The 14081-nt window shown below is 55.4% G+C and carries 12 protein-coding genes; 5 read left to right on the top strand and 7 right to left on the bottom strand.

Annotated features, from left to right (window positions below; genetic code table 11):
- Positions 1 to 110 precede the first annotated feature (110 nt).
- From DSM25558_RS10190 to DSM25558_RS10175, 4 genes are all read left to right on the top strand, one after another.
- Positions 111 to 1370: an ABC transporter substrate-binding protein gene (locus tag DSM25558_RS10190; protein ID WP_244554157.1), complete on the top strand. Its 1260-nt coding sequence runs from the start codon at positions 111 to 113 to the stop codon at positions 1368 to 1370.
- Positions 1371 to 1444: 74 nt separating this feature from the next.
- Positions 1445 to 2383 (top strand): carbohydrate ABC transporter permease, encoded by a 939-nt coding sequence (locus tag DSM25558_RS10185; RefSeq protein ID WP_077104360.1) that lies wholly within the window; start codon positions 1445 to 1447, stop codon positions 2381 to 2383.
- On the top strand, positions 2376 to 3224 hold the full coding sequence (locus DSM25558_RS10180; RefSeq protein ID WP_077104357.1) for a carbohydrate ABC transporter permease: 849 nt from the start codon (positions 2376 to 2378) through the stop codon (positions 3222 to 3224). Before DSM25558_RS10185 ends, DSM25558_RS10180 begins: the two co-directional genes overlap by 8 nt.
- 13 nt (positions 3225 to 3237) lie before the next feature.
- The gene (locus tag DSM25558_RS10175) at positions 3238 to 4311 is read left to right on the top strand and encodes an ABC transporter ATP-binding protein (protein WP_077104355.1); all 1074 of its coding nucleotides are present in this window, start codon (positions 3238 to 3240) and stop codon (positions 4309 to 4311) included.
- Between the two features lie 72 nt (positions 4312 to 4383).
- Here DSM25558_RS10175 and DSM25558_RS10170 read toward each other — a convergent pair whose 3' ends face one another.
- The 6 genes from DSM25558_RS10170 to DSM25558_RS10145 form a co-directional block, all read right to left on the bottom strand.
- The gene (locus DSM25558_RS10170) at positions 4384 to 4788 is read right to left on the bottom strand and encodes a host attachment family protein (RefSeq protein WP_077104353.1); all 405 of its coding nucleotides are present in this window, start codon (positions 4786 to 4788) and stop codon (positions 4384 to 4386) included.
- Positions 4789 to 4934: 146 nt separating this feature from the next.
- A complete protein-coding gene (locus DSM25558_RS10165; protein WP_077104351.1) occupies positions 4935 to 5168 on the bottom strand; it encodes a helix-turn-helix domain-containing protein in 234 nt (77 codons plus the stop codon).
- A 254-nt stretch (positions 5169 to 5422) separates the two neighbouring features.
- Positions 5423 to 7423: a Fe(3+)-hydroxamate ABC transporter permease FhuB gene (gene fhuB, locus DSM25558_RS10160; protein WP_143240069.1), complete on the bottom strand. Its 2001-nt coding sequence runs from the start codon at positions 7421 to 7423 to the stop codon at positions 5423 to 5425.
- Positions 7407 to 8291, bottom strand: a complete 885-nt coding sequence (locus tag DSM25558_RS10155; RefSeq protein ID WP_077104349.1) for an ABC transporter substrate-binding protein — start codon at positions 8289 to 8291, stop codon at positions 7407 to 7409. The genes fhuB and DSM25558_RS10155 overlap by 17 nt, the downstream gene beginning before the upstream one ends.
- A gap of 89 nt (positions 8292 to 8380) precedes the next feature.
- Positions 8381 to 10543 carry a TonB-dependent siderophore receptor gene (locus DSM25558_RS10150; protein ID WP_077104347.1) on the bottom strand — a complete coding sequence of 721 codons (2163 nt, stop codon included), beginning with the start codon at positions 10541 to 10543 and terminating at the stop codon, positions 8381 to 8383.
- Between the two features lie 133 nt (positions 10544 to 10676).
- The gene (locus DSM25558_RS10145) at positions 10677 to 11561 is read right to left on the bottom strand and encodes an AraC family transcriptional regulator (protein ID WP_077104345.1); all 885 of its coding nucleotides are present in this window, start codon (positions 11559 to 11561) and stop codon (positions 10677 to 10679) included.
- Positions 11562 to 11730: 169 nt separating this feature from the next.
- Between DSM25558_RS10145 and DSM25558_RS10140 the strand changes: the two genes are divergently transcribed.
- Positions 11731 to 12543, top strand: a complete 813-nt coding sequence (locus DSM25558_RS10140; protein WP_077104343.1) for an ATP-binding cassette domain-containing protein — start codon at positions 11731 to 11733, stop codon at positions 12541 to 12543.
- An 8-nt stretch (positions 12544 to 12551) separates the two neighbouring features.
- Here DSM25558_RS10140 and zwf read toward each other — a convergent pair whose 3' ends face one another.
- Positions 12552 to 14060, bottom strand: coding sequence for a glucose-6-phosphate dehydrogenase (zwf, locus tag DSM25558_RS10135; protein ID WP_077104520.1), 1509 nt, complete (start codon positions 14058 to 14060; stop codon positions 12552 to 12554).
- Between the last annotated feature and the right edge of the window lie 21 nt (positions 14061 to 14081).

Raw genomic sequence — 14081 nt, 5'->3', positions numbered from 1 at the left:
CGTCCTTATATGAATTAATCCGCATTGGGGAATAATTGGTGAGGAACGTCCCCGGGAGGAATACCATCATGACTGATAAGCACGCAGGCGCAAGCCTGAGCGGCAAGTGGATGTCGTTTGCCGCGACCACAGCCATCACATTCATGCTCGGAACCGCGGCGGCATCTGCCGCAACAGTCGTCAAATGGATGCATGTGGAGCTCGATCCGAAAGCCGTGGCCGTCTGGGAGGAAATTGCCAAGGATTTCGAAACGAAACATCCTGACGTCGATGTGCAACTGCAATTCCTGGAGAACGAGGCGTTCAAGGCAAAGCTGCCGACGCTGCTGCAATCCAACGATGTTCCCGATTTCTTCTACAGCTGGGGCGGTGGCGTGCTGGAGGAACAGTCCAAGACCGGCGCATTGAAAGATCTCTCCGAGGTTTTCGATGCCGATGGCGGCAAGATCCGCAACGCTTACAACCCCGCCGCCGTCGATGGCTTCTCCTTCGATGGCAAGGTCTGGGCCGTGCCTTTCAAGGTCAGCCTCGTCAGCTTCTTCTATAACAAGGAGCTTTTCGCCAAGGCTGGCGTGAAGGCTGATGACATCAAGTCCTGGGATGATCTGGGCAACGCTGTCAAAACCATCAAGGCTGCGGGTATCGTGCCGATTGCCGGTGGCGGCGGTGAAAAATGGCCGATCCATTTCTACTGGAGCTATCTCGTCATGCGCAATGGCGGACAGGCCGTGTTCGATGCCGCGCGCAAGGGTGAGGGCGAAGGTTTCATGGACCCGGCCATCATCAAGGCTGGCGAACAGCTGGCGGAATTCGGCAAGCTTGAGCCTTTCCAGCCCGGCTACCTCGGCTCCACATGGCCACAGGCGCTTGGCGTTTTTGGTGATGGCAAGGCGGCGATGATCCTCGGTTTCGACAACACCGAAGCCAACCAGCGCAAGAATGCCGGCGACGGCAAGGGTCTTGCGCAGGACAATATCGGTCGCTTCGCATTCCCCGCCGTCGAAGGCGGTGCGGGCAAGGCAACCGATACGCTCGGTGGCCTGAACGGCTGGGCTGTCACGAAGAATGCCTCCAAGGAGGCCATCGAATTCGCGACTTTCCTGACCAATACGGAAAACGAAAAAAAGATGGCCAAAGCCGGTATGATCCTGCCCGTTGCCGTTGATGCAAACGAAGCAGTGACCAACCCGCTGCTGGCGAGTTCCGCCAAGCAACTCGCAGAATCCACCTGGCACCAAAACTTCTTCGATCAGACGCTGGGTGCCGCCGTCGGCCGCGTCGTCAATGACGTGTCCGTCGAAATCGTTTCGGGCCAGATGACATCGGAAGAAGGCGCCCAGCAGATTCAGGATGCCTTCGAGCTTCGCTGATCCCGCCTGAACGACAGGACGCCGCCGCTTTCACGCGGCGTCCTTCGCCCCGCGTGAAAACGAAAGCGGACAAAATGACGAATATTTCCATCAATGCAGCACCTGCATTGGCCAAACCACTGACGAAGCTGAAGCGCAAACAAAGCTCGGTCGCCCATGACCGTGCCTTGACGCTGCTGATCTTCCTGCCACCGGCACTTCTCCTCTTTACCCTCTTCGTCATCCTGCCGATGGGCGAAGCGGCCTGGTACAGTCTTTATCGCTGGAACGGTTACGGTACGCCCACCGATTTCATTGGGCTGAAGAACTTTCAGGTTTTGTTCGGCAATGCTGCCTTCTCGCAGGCACTGATCAACAACGCCCTGATCATCGTCATTTCGATCTGCATCCAGATTCCGCTGGCCATCTGGCTAGCAACCATGCTGGCGCATAAAATTCCGGGCGTCGTCGCTTTCCGCCTCGTGTTCTTCCTGCCCTATGTTCTGGCAGATGTGGCCGCAGGCCTTATTTGGCGCTTTGTCTATGACGGTGACTACGGCCTCTTTGCCGCCATCTCCAACTTCTTCGGCTTTGCCAACCCTTATGTGCTGGCAGACAAGGATGTGGCGATCTATGCGGTGCTCGCCGTTATCGTCTGGAAGTATTTCGGCTTTCACATGATGCTGTTCATCGCAGGCCTGCAATCGGTCGACAAGAACGTGCTGGAAGCTGCCGAAATCGATGGCGCGACCGGCTGGCAGAAGTTTCGCTATGTCACGCTGCCCATGCTCGGCTCCACCGTGCGTCTCTCGATCTTCTTTGCCGTGATCGGCTCACTGCAACTCTTCGACATGATCATGCCGCTGACCGGTGGCGGTCCGTCCAACTCCACGCAGACCATGGTGACCTTCCTTTATACCTACGGCGTCATGCGCATGCAGGTCGGTCTTGGCAGTGCGGTCGGCGTGGTGCTGTTCGTCATCTGCGTCACGCTCGCCTTTGGTTACAAAAGGATTTTCATGCGCCATGACTGATACATCCACATCCATCCGCGTGAGTAAGCAGACGAAGCTTTATCTTTATGTATCGCTCGGCCTTGTCGCAGCCATCGTGCTGGTGCCGCTTTTGACGACGGCGCTGGGCGGCTTCAAGACGCTGGGTGATCTGCGCGTGAACCCCTTCGGCCTGCCTGCCGAATGGCAATGGTCCAACTACGGCGATATTCTCTTCGGCAAGCGCTACTGGTTGCAAATCTTCAATTCACTGATTATTGCCGTTTTGACTGTGTTCCTGACGCTCGTCGTGTCGGCCATGGCGGCCTTCACCTTTGCGCATGTGAAGTTCTTCGGCTCCAACTTCCTGCTGAATTACTTTTTGCTGGGGCTGATGTTTCCAGCCGCCACGGCCATCCTGCCGCTGTTCATCCGCATCCGCGATCTTGGGCTTCTTGATACTTATTGGGGCGTGGTGCTGCCGCAAGTGGCATTCGGGCTTGGCATGAGCATCCTGCTGTTTCGTAACTATTTCAGAAACCTGCCGGATGAGCTGTTTCAAGCAGCCTTTGTAGATGGCTGCGGTTACCTGAAATTCTTCTGGTACATTTCCATGCCGCTCTCGCGCCCCATCATTGCAACGGTTGGCATCGTCTCTTTTGTGGGAAGCTGGAACAGCTATATCCTGCCGCTCATCATGCTCAATTCGGAATCGAAATACCCATGGCCGCTCGGCATCATGGTCTATCGTGGCGAATTCGGCACCGAGTGGCAGCTGGTTCTGGCCTTCATAACCATGACGATCCTGCCCACCATCATCGTCTTTTTCCTTGCACAGAAACACATCATTGCGGGTCTGACGGCTGGCGCCGTCAAGTCCTGATCAGGAGCAGAACATGGCATCCGTCGAACTCAAAGATATCCGCAAGTCCTATGGCTCGCTTGGTGTCATTCACGGCATTTCGCTGGATATTGCCGATGGCGAATTCATAGCACTCGTTGGCCCCTCCGGCTGCGGAAAATCTACGCTTCTGCGCATGATTGCCGGGCTGGAAGAAATCACCGATGGCGACATCATGATTGGCGGAAACGTCGTCAACGAGATGACGCCAAGGGAGCGCAACATCGCCATGGTGTTCCAGTCCTATGCGCTCTATCCGCATATGACCGTGGCCGAAAACATGGGCTTCAACCTCAAGATCGCAGGTCAGCCGAAGGCCGTGATCGAGGAGCGTGTGACTGAGGCCGCCCGCATGCTGGATCTCGCCAGCCTTCTGGAGCGCAAACCATCGCAACTCTCCGGCGGCCAGCGCCAACGCGTCGCCATGGGTCGCGCCGTGGTGCGCAATCCCGCCGTCTTCCTGTTCGATGAGCCGTTGTCCAATCTCGACGCCAAGCTACGCGTGCAGATGCGCAGTGAAATCAAAACCTTGCACCAAAAGGTCGGCACGACGTCTATCTACGTTACCCATGACCAGATCGAAGCCATGACGCTGGCCGACCGCGTCGTCGTTCTCAACCAAGGCCGGATCGAGCAGCAGGGTACACCGCTGGAACTCTACAAGACGCCCGCTAACCTCTTCGTCGCCGCCTTCATCGGCTCTCCCGCCATGAACCTTATCGAATGCATTGTCGATGGTGAAGACGGCGCGCCTGCCGCACGTCTCGATGACGGCACTGCCATCCGCATTTCGCCAGACCGTAGGGTCAAGCGCGGACAGTCGGTGACAATCGGCCTTCGCCCCGAACATTTCGCAATGGGCGGCGGCGGTGATGTGGCGGTATCTGGGCAGACGCTACTGGTCGAACCGACAGGCGCGCAGACGCATGTCATCTTCGATCTGGCCGGTCATCACGTCACGGCGGTGGTGGATGGCGAGCAACTGGTTCGCACCAATACGCAATTTGCCGCAAACATCAGCCATGAGCGTGTGCATGTGTTCGACCGAGCATCAGGTCTGGCACTTTAAAAAACAGGAAAATATTCTTAAGCTGGAAAATAGAAATGGAGCGGCACCAACCGCTCCATTTAACATGATGTCTTACGCAGCAGCGAGTGCTTTTTCGACGTCTTGAATCGAGTGGCCGGTCAGGTCCTTGTCGAGTTCGCCCAACAGAACGTCCGATAGAGACTTGTGATAACCCTTGCGCATCTCACCTAGCGTGCGAGGTGCAGCGACGACGATCAATCCCTTGATGTTACCGCCCAGAACTTTCTTATTCAGCATTTCGGCAATACCGGCACTGAAGCCGTCTTCATCCTGCTGGCTGTCATCAGGATTTGCGGAACTGCTGGAGTGACGTGCACCGGAGGGAATTTTGGAGCTGTCCACGTCCGCATCTGGAAGTGCTTTCAGCTTCACATTCTGTGCATCGCCCTCATTCTTGAAGAGGCTGAGCTTTTCGCCATCAGCTACCGCGACCACTGTATTCTGTGGAATGTCCATAATCTTCTCCCAATATTTTCATTCAAAGCGTGGTCATTTTGGACCTTGGCTTGCCTTGAATAACCAGTCGGGGAAGAATCCGTTCCTTAATCCGCTGCATTCGACAAAGATCGCGCCCGAAATCCTAGTGCTTGCTTTATGCAGGCCTAGCGAAAGATGATCTTGGCAGAGAGTTGAAAGCCGGAACCATGGATGACCTGTATCGGCAATTCCGTCCCAGCGTCTCGTGCCTTTACGCGCAAACGCTGCAAGACGGCATCGAGACTCCGTGTGTCCAGAATCGTCTCATATCCCATGGCAAGGCCGAGTTCGGCGCGGGAACTGATACGCCCGCTCTCTTCTGCAAGTTTGGAAATCAGCGCGGCCTCATTCTCAAGCATCAATGTCCCCTGATACGAAGGTCAGACGGCGCCCGGCCGCCATGCGTGAGTCCCTTCACGCGATGGGGATATTTTCACTCAAGTCATTGAAAAAAGCGATTTTTTCGATCGTAGCAAATGTAACGCTATGCAACGACAGGCAGTGGAAAGCGTGGCGCAAACACCACAGGACACATCAAAGTGAGAGGCCTTTTCTGACGACGTTGATCACGATGATAAGGCTGCTGCTTTTGGCCGAATCGGCGGCATGCCGATCAGCTGCGCTTTTCGATGCGTGCGATGAGCCAGAGGAGGTAGGGGCCGCCGATGAGAGCCGTAAACACGCCAACCGGCACCTGATAGGGATAAATGACCACCCGCGACAGCCAGTCAGCGCCTATCAGCAGGGCAGCCCCTATCATCAGTGATGCAAGCATTTGCTGGCGTGCGTCATTCAGCCCGATCAGCCGGGCAAGATGAGGTGCAACGAGCCCGGCGAGACTGAGCGGCCCGACGAGGAAGGAGGCCACTGCCGTCATCAGTGCGGCCAGTATCGCCAACGCAAGCCGCGACGATGTCAGGCCAAGGCCAATGCTTTTCGATAGGACGGTGCCGAGAGGCAGGATGGTGAGCCAGCGGCTCATGAAAAGAAGGGGGGCTGCGAAGAGTGCAAGCGCGATGAGCGCCGCAAAGGCTTCGAAATTGCCGGCTCGGTTGGTTGATCCCGCCATCCACATCAACAGAATGAAAGAGCGCATATCGCCCTGCGCGAGCACGATCGTGACGATGGCCATCGAAATGGCGCTCATCGCAATGCCTGTTAAAAGAAGCCGTTCCGCAGAAAGTTCTCGCGCAGCCGTGATCGCAATCATGATCGAGAACACCGTCAGCGCGCCGAGTGACATTCCAACCAGCATGATCGTAGGCGACGGAGAGCCGACTATGTAGAGCGTTGCGGCAAGACCTGCCCCTCCGCCAGCCGATACGCCAAGCACTTCGGGGCTTGCGATCGGGTTACCCGTTACGCGCTGCATGATAAAGCCTGCCGCGCCCAGAAGTGCACCAGCACCACCGGCAGCCAAAATGCGCGGCAACCTGAAGGGCAAGAGTTCCCAAAGGTCTTGGCCGAACGTAAACCGCAAGCCCGTGGGTGAGGGGCCGATGATGAGGGCTGCAAGGCCGAGTGCGACGATTATGGCGGCTATAAAAATATTACATGAAATCGGGCGTGCCAGCCGTCGTTCTATTGGAGCGGTAGCGGCGGTAACGGGCGCAATTGCATGAAGTCTTGGCAGAAGAAATAAAAGAACGGGCCCACCCATGAGCGCGGTTGCAGCACCCGCAGGCACGAGATCAGAAAAGCCGGCACCCAGAAGTTGGCTCGTGCCATCGGTTATGAAAAGTAGTGCGGCACCCGCCAGCGGCGCGGCGATCAAGACTTGGCCTCTGGTCCGTGCACCACAGAGCTTTGCAAGTGCAGGGGCGGCAAGCCCAAGGAAGCCGATGACGCCGACATTCGCTGTAACGGATGCAGCCAACCAGACGGCCAAAAGCAAGATCGCCAGTCGAAGCCAGAGGAGGGATAGTCCGAGGCTTTTGGCGCTTGCATCATCAAGTGCAAGCAAATTGAGCGGTCGAATAAGGACTAGGGCCAGGACGGCACCGAAGACAAGCCGAGGTGCAAGAGAAACGACACCCTGCCAGTCCTGCTGACTGAGAGACCCTGCGCCCCATATGCTGACGGACAGCGCGTATTCGCCCCGCGCCAGAATGAGCGTAATGGTCAGCGAGGCTGTGATCATGCTTACGATCAAACCGGAAACCGCAACCGTTACCGGATCGAACGACTGCCGCCAGGATAAGGCCAGCACCAGAGCCACCGCTGCGAGCCCGCCGGCAAAGGCGACGATCTCGCGGGAAAACCCAGCCAATAACGGTGACAGGCTGAGCCCGGCCACCAAAGCAAGCTCGGCACCAGCAGCGATGCCCAATGTCGAGGCATCGGCAATCGGGTTGCGCAGGACCTGCTGTAGCAACGCTCCGGCAAGCCCCAAAGCGGCCCCCGCAAACAGTGCGATGACTGCTCGGGGAAGCAGGCTGTTCCACAGCAGAATATTGCCAAGAACTGCTGCCGTGGTCGGATCACCCGGCACTAGGGGACGCGTCCAGATAAGCAGAGCCAGCATGGTGATACATGCTGAAGCGACCGCGACGACCGAAATAACGGCACGGTTGGTAGTGGCGCTTTGCGACGCGGTGCTAGCCATGCCAGGCATAGGTCAGACCTTTCGCAAGCTCCTCGGCAAAACGCCGCGCCGCAGGCAGCGCGCCATAGGGATTGATCGAGCCGAGCGTGATTATCCTATTCTCACGGACTGCGGGTAAAGCATTCCAGAACGCGCTGCGATCAAGCGCCGCCAGTGCGTCAAGCGGGTGGGGTGGAATCATGACGATCCACGCATCAGGCATCGAAGCCAATGTTTCGATGCCCATCGGAGCCGCGGCAGAATAGGCGGTTGCACCCTTCCAGGCATTTTCGATACCAAGCCGCTTCAGCACGCAGCCGAACATGCTGTCTGTACCGAAGACGCGGTAATGTCGGGCATCACCCAGATTGATGGGCAGTACCGGCCTACCATCGCCCCTCGCCAGTGCCGATTTCAACTCATCCAGTCGACTGGCAGTATTGGCCACATAGGCCTCGGTTTCCAGCGCGATTTGAAGATGTCCACCGATGGACAGCGTTGCCCGTTCCGCCATTAGATAAGGGTCTTCGCCGAGCACGTAGATGCCAAGATTTTGCGTTGGCGCGATGCGGCCCAGCAGAGGATCAGCCCAGGCGTAGAAATTGGAGTTGAAGATGATATCCGGTTTTGCAAAGGACAGCGTTTCCAGATTTGGAAGACCCCGCAGTCCGAGATCGGACACCATCTCCGGCACCAGAGGTTCAACGGCGACCTCACGAAATTGCCGAAGCTCAGGTGCCGCAACGACGTTTGCGCCGAGGGCGAGGAGAGTTTCGAGAAGGGCCCAGTCAAGGGTTGCGGTTTTGGGGCGGGTACTTGCGGTGCCCGGACATGGGAATGCTAACGTCGCTGCCGCCAACAAAATGGATCTACGGCAGAAAATGAGATGGGAATTCAAATCTGCCTCCAGTCACGAAAGGAAGGCCCTTTCGGGCCTTCCTCATAAAGTTACCAACATTATTAGGCTAGCTGCGCAGGTCTCAATAATCACCAGATCTTGCTAAGTTTGACGGTAAAAGTCCGCGCTTGGCCATAACCACAAAAGTATTGCGTGGCGCAACCTGCGACATATTCTTTGTCAAAAAGATTTGTCACGTTAACCGATGCTTTCCAGTCGTTCTTTTCGTAGTGAATACCTGCATCGAAGACCGTCGCGTCTGGGACACGGAGTGTGTTTTCATTGTCTGCCCATGATTTGCCGCGGTAGCGGACGCCCGCACCACCGCCAAATCCCTCCAGGGGTCCGTCAACCACAGTGTAATCGAGCCAAAGTGCTGCCGTCGTGTCCGGCACAACATATGGTGTGTTTCCGACCATAGCCGGACTACCTGGATATTTTGTAAATTCCAAATCCGTATATGAGGCAGACGCGATGACTTTCCAGTTCTGATCAATATTGAACTTGCCTTCCAGCTCTACGCCACGGGACCTGACGGTTCCGAGCTGCTTGTCGCCTTGGCCCGGAACATTCACGGTGTAGTTATCTTTGTCGATCTGGAATACAGATGCCGTTAGCAAACCGTCGAACCAAGATGGCTCATACTTTACACCGGCTTCGTATTGCTCGCCTTCTTCTGGTTTCAGTGCGCCATCTGCCCCAGCGCCTACGAGTGGGCTGAAGAATGTAGCGATACTGGCGTAGGGTGTCAGGCCGTTTTCGAATTCATAGGCGATACCAGCACGGCCGCTCCATGCGTTTTCTGCAAGAGAGGAGTCCGGTAAGGTATTGCGCAGATCGTCTGCTTCGCTTTGCAAATGATCGTATCGACCATTCAATGTCACGAGCCAACCATCACCAAACTTGATTTGATCTTGAGCATAAATAGAGATCTGGTTGATCGTCACGATCTGGTTCGAACCTGGGGAAAGCACCGGATCCGTTGAACCATAAACCGGATTTGCAGGGTCAATGTCAGATGCGAACCCAGCATATTTGTCGGTATCGAGGCGGTAATATCGATAGTCGAGGCCGCCCATGATTTTATGGGTCGTGCCACCGATTTCCAAGTCATTTTCAAGTCGATTATCGATGTTGAAGGCATTTGCCTTGGAAATAATATCTTCTGCATAGCGGCCGACGAGTGCATCGCTTTGAGTGAAGTCAAACGCATAGATGTAGCGTTCACGCTTGTATAAGTTTGCGTAACGCGCTGTCTGCGTGAATTTCAAACCATCTTCGAATTCATGTTCAAACTCGTAACCAACCAATGTTTGGTTGGCTCGACCGATATCGTAGTCCTTTTCACCCAAATAAGTGTCACGTCCAATCTTGCCGAAAACTGGATTATCGACCACCGTCCCCCCGTAGGGAAGCAATCCGTTCGTCGTATGAGTTTGGTCTAGGCCGCTGATGTAAGCATAGATATTAAGGCTCGTCGTATCATTCGGTGCGATTGTGAGCTGAGGCATGATGAAGCCGCGCAGATCATCTGTGTAGTCGACGTAATTGTCGCCACCGGCAACCTTACCTGTAAGACGGTAACTAACCGTACTATCCTCTGTGACTTTGTCTGAAATGTCGAAGCCAAGGAAACCGTTTCCGTCGCTGTTGATTCCGGTTTCAGTATAGAAATAGGGCTCGTCTGCGGGACGCTTGCGAACGAGATTTACTACTCCGCCAGCGTTCGCTCCGCCGATCAGTACCGATGATGGGCCTTTCAACACTTCCACCCGCTCCAGCATGAAGGCATCAAGCTGGAAGTTGCCGTAAGCGGTGCTGGTAAAGGGAAGATTATCTAGGCTAAGGCCGGTCTGGCTCGCCTCGAACCCGCGAATGTAAAACCAGTCCGTATCGGGATCGGAACCAAAAGGCTGCGTCAGCACTCCAGGTGTATAAGTAAGTGCTTCGTCCACTTTGGTAACAACGCCACGGTCAGACATTTCTTCACGACCAACAACAGAGACAGACTGCGGTATCTCTTTCAGCGGCGTGGCCGTCTTAGAGCCGGTCGTGGTCTGCTTGGCAACGTAACCGCGCACCGGACCTGTGCCGCCTTGCTCGCCATCGCCTTGAATGGTGATTGGCTCAAGGACCGTGCTGCCGCCCTCATTGGCGCTTTGCGCCAGCGCCCACGAGGCGTTCAGACCCAGTGCTGCGACGCTGGCCAATAAGCTCACCCTGATCAAGGGATATATGATCGATCTTTTCATTCCACGCCCCACTCGCGCCAATACCCGATAAGGTGAGTGGTTAACTCAAATTTAAATCCTTCGCTTGCCTTGATGCGCGACACTTGAATGATTTTGGGCAAACTTCACATCATTGCGCATTTGCTCACATGTTTTATTCAGAGTGTGACTTTTTCCACTGTGATGGTGTAACGCCCACATGTTTGCGAAACGTACGGCTGAAATGGGCGTGGTCGGCAAAACCGGTTTCTGCAGCAATCGTCGTCAGCATGTAACGACCGGATTTCAGCAAGTGCTTGGCACGATCAAGCCTCGCATTCATCTGCCACTCATGCGGGGCCACGCCCGTGGCGGCCTTGAAGGAGTGGCTGAAATGCGATTGCGACAAGCCTGTGATCGTCGCCAGTTCCTCGAGCCTGATATTGCGCAGGCAATGCTCTTCGATGAAGTCCAGGGCACGGCGCAATTGCCAAGGGGAGAGGGCTCCCCGCTTGCGTGGTTCGGACCTGTTCAGTTTCAAGACGTCGATCAAGAGCGAGAGTGCCAGCCCATCGCCGTAAAGGTCATGCAGTGGTTCGGGATTGGCGAGTTCGGTCGCAATCAGATGTGAGAGCGTGACAATTCGGCTGTCGGCGAAGGATAATCTGCATTCTCTTAGCCGTTGTGGATCAAGGTCGTCGCCGAGGCGACGGTTCATGGTGTCCACGTCGAAATGAATATCGAGATGGCGGACATATTGAACGTTTTTGATGTCGACCCACAACTCAACATCTGCCGGTATGTAGGATATCGGGCTGAGATGACTGTCCTGCAGGATACCTTTCTCGCCAGCCTTGCGTCTCACCATAGGTCTGCCTGCGCCCCGGTGTTCCAGCAGGATGAATAGCCTCGGATCGCGGGCAACATAATGGCCGCCAGCATAATTCGCGCACTCCACATCCCAGAGGTCAGCAGTAATTCCGTTCCAGTATCGCCGACGAAGCCCACCGAGAACGGAGAATCCTTCTATGTGATTTTGCATTCTCGGCTGAAACGCCATTCTTAGGAACCTGATACGGATTAAAGTTTCGTTTAATTATCAAGTTTTGTGCTATGGTTCAAGGAGTCGTCATCGCAGCCCCACGTGCACGGCTCTACCGTGTTGACCATCTTTGATTAATTGGCCAAACAGGCAATACTCCTCGTCTAAACGAACATGCGGTAACCAAATGCAATCGAATGCTCACAAAACGTCACCAGATGCCGGCGCGCCACTTCTGTCGCTTTCCAATGTGAGTTTTGCTGTCGAGGGGCGCATACTTCTTCATCCTTTGACGCTGGAGCTTGGGTCGGGCCGATCCATCGGGCTGATTGGCCATAATGGCTCAGGAAAATCGACGCTTCTCAAGCTTATTGGCCGTCAGGAGATGCCGAGTAGTGGCCAGATCGTGTTTGAAGGCAAGGCATTGGCCGATTGGGGAAACCGCCCCTTTGCGCGTAGGCTGGCCTACATGCCGCAGCGCACTCCGGCAGCGCCGGGAATGCTGGTCAGAGAGCTGGTCGCACTTGGACGTTATCCGTGGCACGGGGCACTTGGACGATTTGGAGAAGACGACCGTCTGAAAGTTGAAGAGGCTCTGGAACTCACCGGCACGGCCAAATTCTCGGACCGCATGGTCGATAGCTTGTCAGGCGGAGAGCGGCAGCGGGTGTGGCTGGCGATGCTGGTTGCGCAGGACGCAAGCTGCCTGCTGCTTGACGAGCCCATTTCAGCGCTGGACGTGAGGCATCAGTTGGACGTTCTGGCTCTGACTGCTGATCTATGTCGAAAGAAAGGCATCAGCATCATCATGGTGCTGCATGATATCAACATGGCAGCTCGATTTTGCGATGAGATCATCGCTCTTCACTCCGGCCAGCTGGTAGCTCATGGCGCCCCGGCAGATATCATGAGCAGTGAAGAACTACAGCGGATTTACGACGTCCCGATGGACATCATACGTCAACCGTCGAACGGCAATCTCGTCGCCATGGCGCGATAGCGAAGTTTTCAGGGTTGCTTATGCGGGTGCGGACCTATTTGACGCCAACTGCGCCCATCTCGTTCAATAAGATCCTGCGCTGATTTCGGTCCCGTACTGCCCGGTTCATAACTTTCAGGTGATCCGCCCTTGGCCCAGAGATCAAGGAACGGCTGAACAGCCGCCCATCCGGCTTCGATGCCATCGGCGCGCTGGAACAGCGTCTGATCGCCCACGAAGAGTTCGTAGAGTAACGACTCGTAGCCAGTCGTCTTGCTGATGTCGAACTGGTCCGCATAACGAAAGTCCAGCGACACTGGTACGGTATCGACCGACTGACCCGGTGACTTGATTGACAATTCCATGCTGATTCCCTCATCCGGCTGGACCTGAATGACGAGCCGGTTTGGTGGCAGCTTTCGCGCGACGTCGGTTTCACGGAACTGAGCAAAAGGAACCTGCTTGAAGGTGACGACGATTTCCGTATCGCGCGCGTTCATTGCCTTGCCGGTTCGAAGGTAAAAGGGAACACCCGCCCAACGCCAGGTATCCGCGTAAAGCTTTAAGGCCACGAAGGTTTCAGTATGGGATTCGGGCGCGATATCTTTCGTTTCCCGATAGGCGGGGATCGTCGCGCCATTCACCGTTCCTGCAGTATATGCGCCGCGGGCTGAGTGAGTTTGCGCTTCCTCGGGAGTGTAGATCCGCAATGCTTCCAGCAGTTTGCTTTTCTCATTACGAATGGCTTCCGCACCGAAACTGTTTGGTGGCTCCATGGCGACCATGGCCAGAAGTTGAAAAAGGTGGTTGGGGACCATGTCACGTAACGCGCCGGTGGCATCATAAAATTTGCCCCGCGAACCAACGTCCACGACTTCAGCGGCTGTTATCTGCACGTGATCGATGTAGTTGCTGTTCCACAGCGCCTCGATCATCATATTGGCAAACCGCGTCGTCATAATGTTCTGGACGGTCTCCTTGCCCAGAAAATGATCCAGCCGATAGACTTGTTTCTCAGACACGGTATTCAAAATTTGCGCGTTCAACGCTCGCGCAGATGCGAGATCGGTTCCGAAGGGTTTTTCGATCGCGATCCTCCTAAAGGTATTATCATTTTCGGTGACAAGCCCGTGTTGCCCTAGTTTTTCAGTGATTGTCCCGAAGAACTGCGGGGGAACTGCGAGATAGAACGCGGCGTTGCTAACCGTGGTTTGTGCAAGACGCTTTGAGATTTCGAGGAAGACGTCATCTTTCGTGAAGTCACCGCTGATATAGGAAATGCGTTGTTTCAGTCGAAGCCAGGCCTGATCCATGGAGATGGGTTCTGCCCCGCCCAACCCTGCCAAAAATGTATCGAGCCGTTCCACGAGCATGGCATCGTCACCAGGTTCGATGCCCACGCCAAGAATATGCAGGTCGTCACCCACCAGCCCACTGCGTGTGAGGTTGACCAATGATGGGATCAAGAGGCGACGCGTGAGGTCACCAGTGGCACCGAAGATGACGAGTGTAACCGGAGGGGCAGGTGCAGCGTCCAAGATCAGGTCTCCAACATTCGC

Source organism: Agrobacterium sp. DSM 25558 (genome assembly GCF_900100825.1).
Classification (GTDB): domain Bacteria; phylum Pseudomonadota; class Alphaproteobacteria; order Rhizobiales; family Rhizobiaceae; genus Agrobacterium.
The sequence above is the reverse complement of the archived record's forward strand: the minus strand, read 5'-3'. Positions and strand labels throughout refer to the sequence as shown.

Excerpts from the sequence above, each read along its gene's own strand:
- DSM25558_RS10190 (WP_244554157.1), top strand. The coding sequence starts at position 111 with ATGTCGTTTGCCGCGACCACAGCCATCACATTCATGCTCGGAACCGCG.
- DSM25558_RS10185 (WP_077104360.1), top strand. The coding sequence starts at position 1,445 with ATGACGAATATTTCCATCAATGCAGCACCTGCATTGGCCAAACCACTG.
- DSM25558_RS10180 (WP_077104357.1), top strand. The coding sequence starts at position 2,376 with ATGACTGATACATCCACATCCATCCGCGTGAGTAAGCAGACGAAGCTT.
- DSM25558_RS10175 (WP_077104355.1), top strand. The coding sequence starts at position 3,238 with ATGGCATCCGTCGAACTCAAAGATATCCGCAAGTCCTATGGCTCGCTT.
- DSM25558_RS10170 (WP_077104353.1), bottom strand. The coding sequence starts at position 4,788 with ATGGACATTCCACAGAATACAGTGGTCGCGGTAGCTGATGGCGAAAAG.
- DSM25558_RS10165 (WP_077104351.1), bottom strand. The coding sequence starts at position 5,168 with ATGCTTGAGAATGAGGCCGCGCTGATTTCCAAACTTGCAGAAGAGAGC.
- fhuB (WP_143240069.1), bottom strand. The coding sequence starts at position 7,423 with ATGCCTGGCATGGCTAGCACCGCGTCGCAAAGCGCCACTACCAACCGT.
- DSM25558_RS10150 (WP_077104347.1), bottom strand. The coding sequence starts at position 10,543 with ATGAAAAGATCGATCATATATCCCTTGATCAGGGTGAGCTTATTGGCC.
- DSM25558_RS10145 (WP_077104345.1), bottom strand. The coding sequence starts at position 11,561 with ATGGCGTTTCAGCCGAGAATGCAAAATCACATAGAAGGATTCTCCGTT.
- DSM25558_RS10140 (WP_077104343.1), top strand. The coding sequence starts at position 11,731 with ATGCAATCGAATGCTCACAAAACGTCACCAGATGCCGGCGCGCCACTT.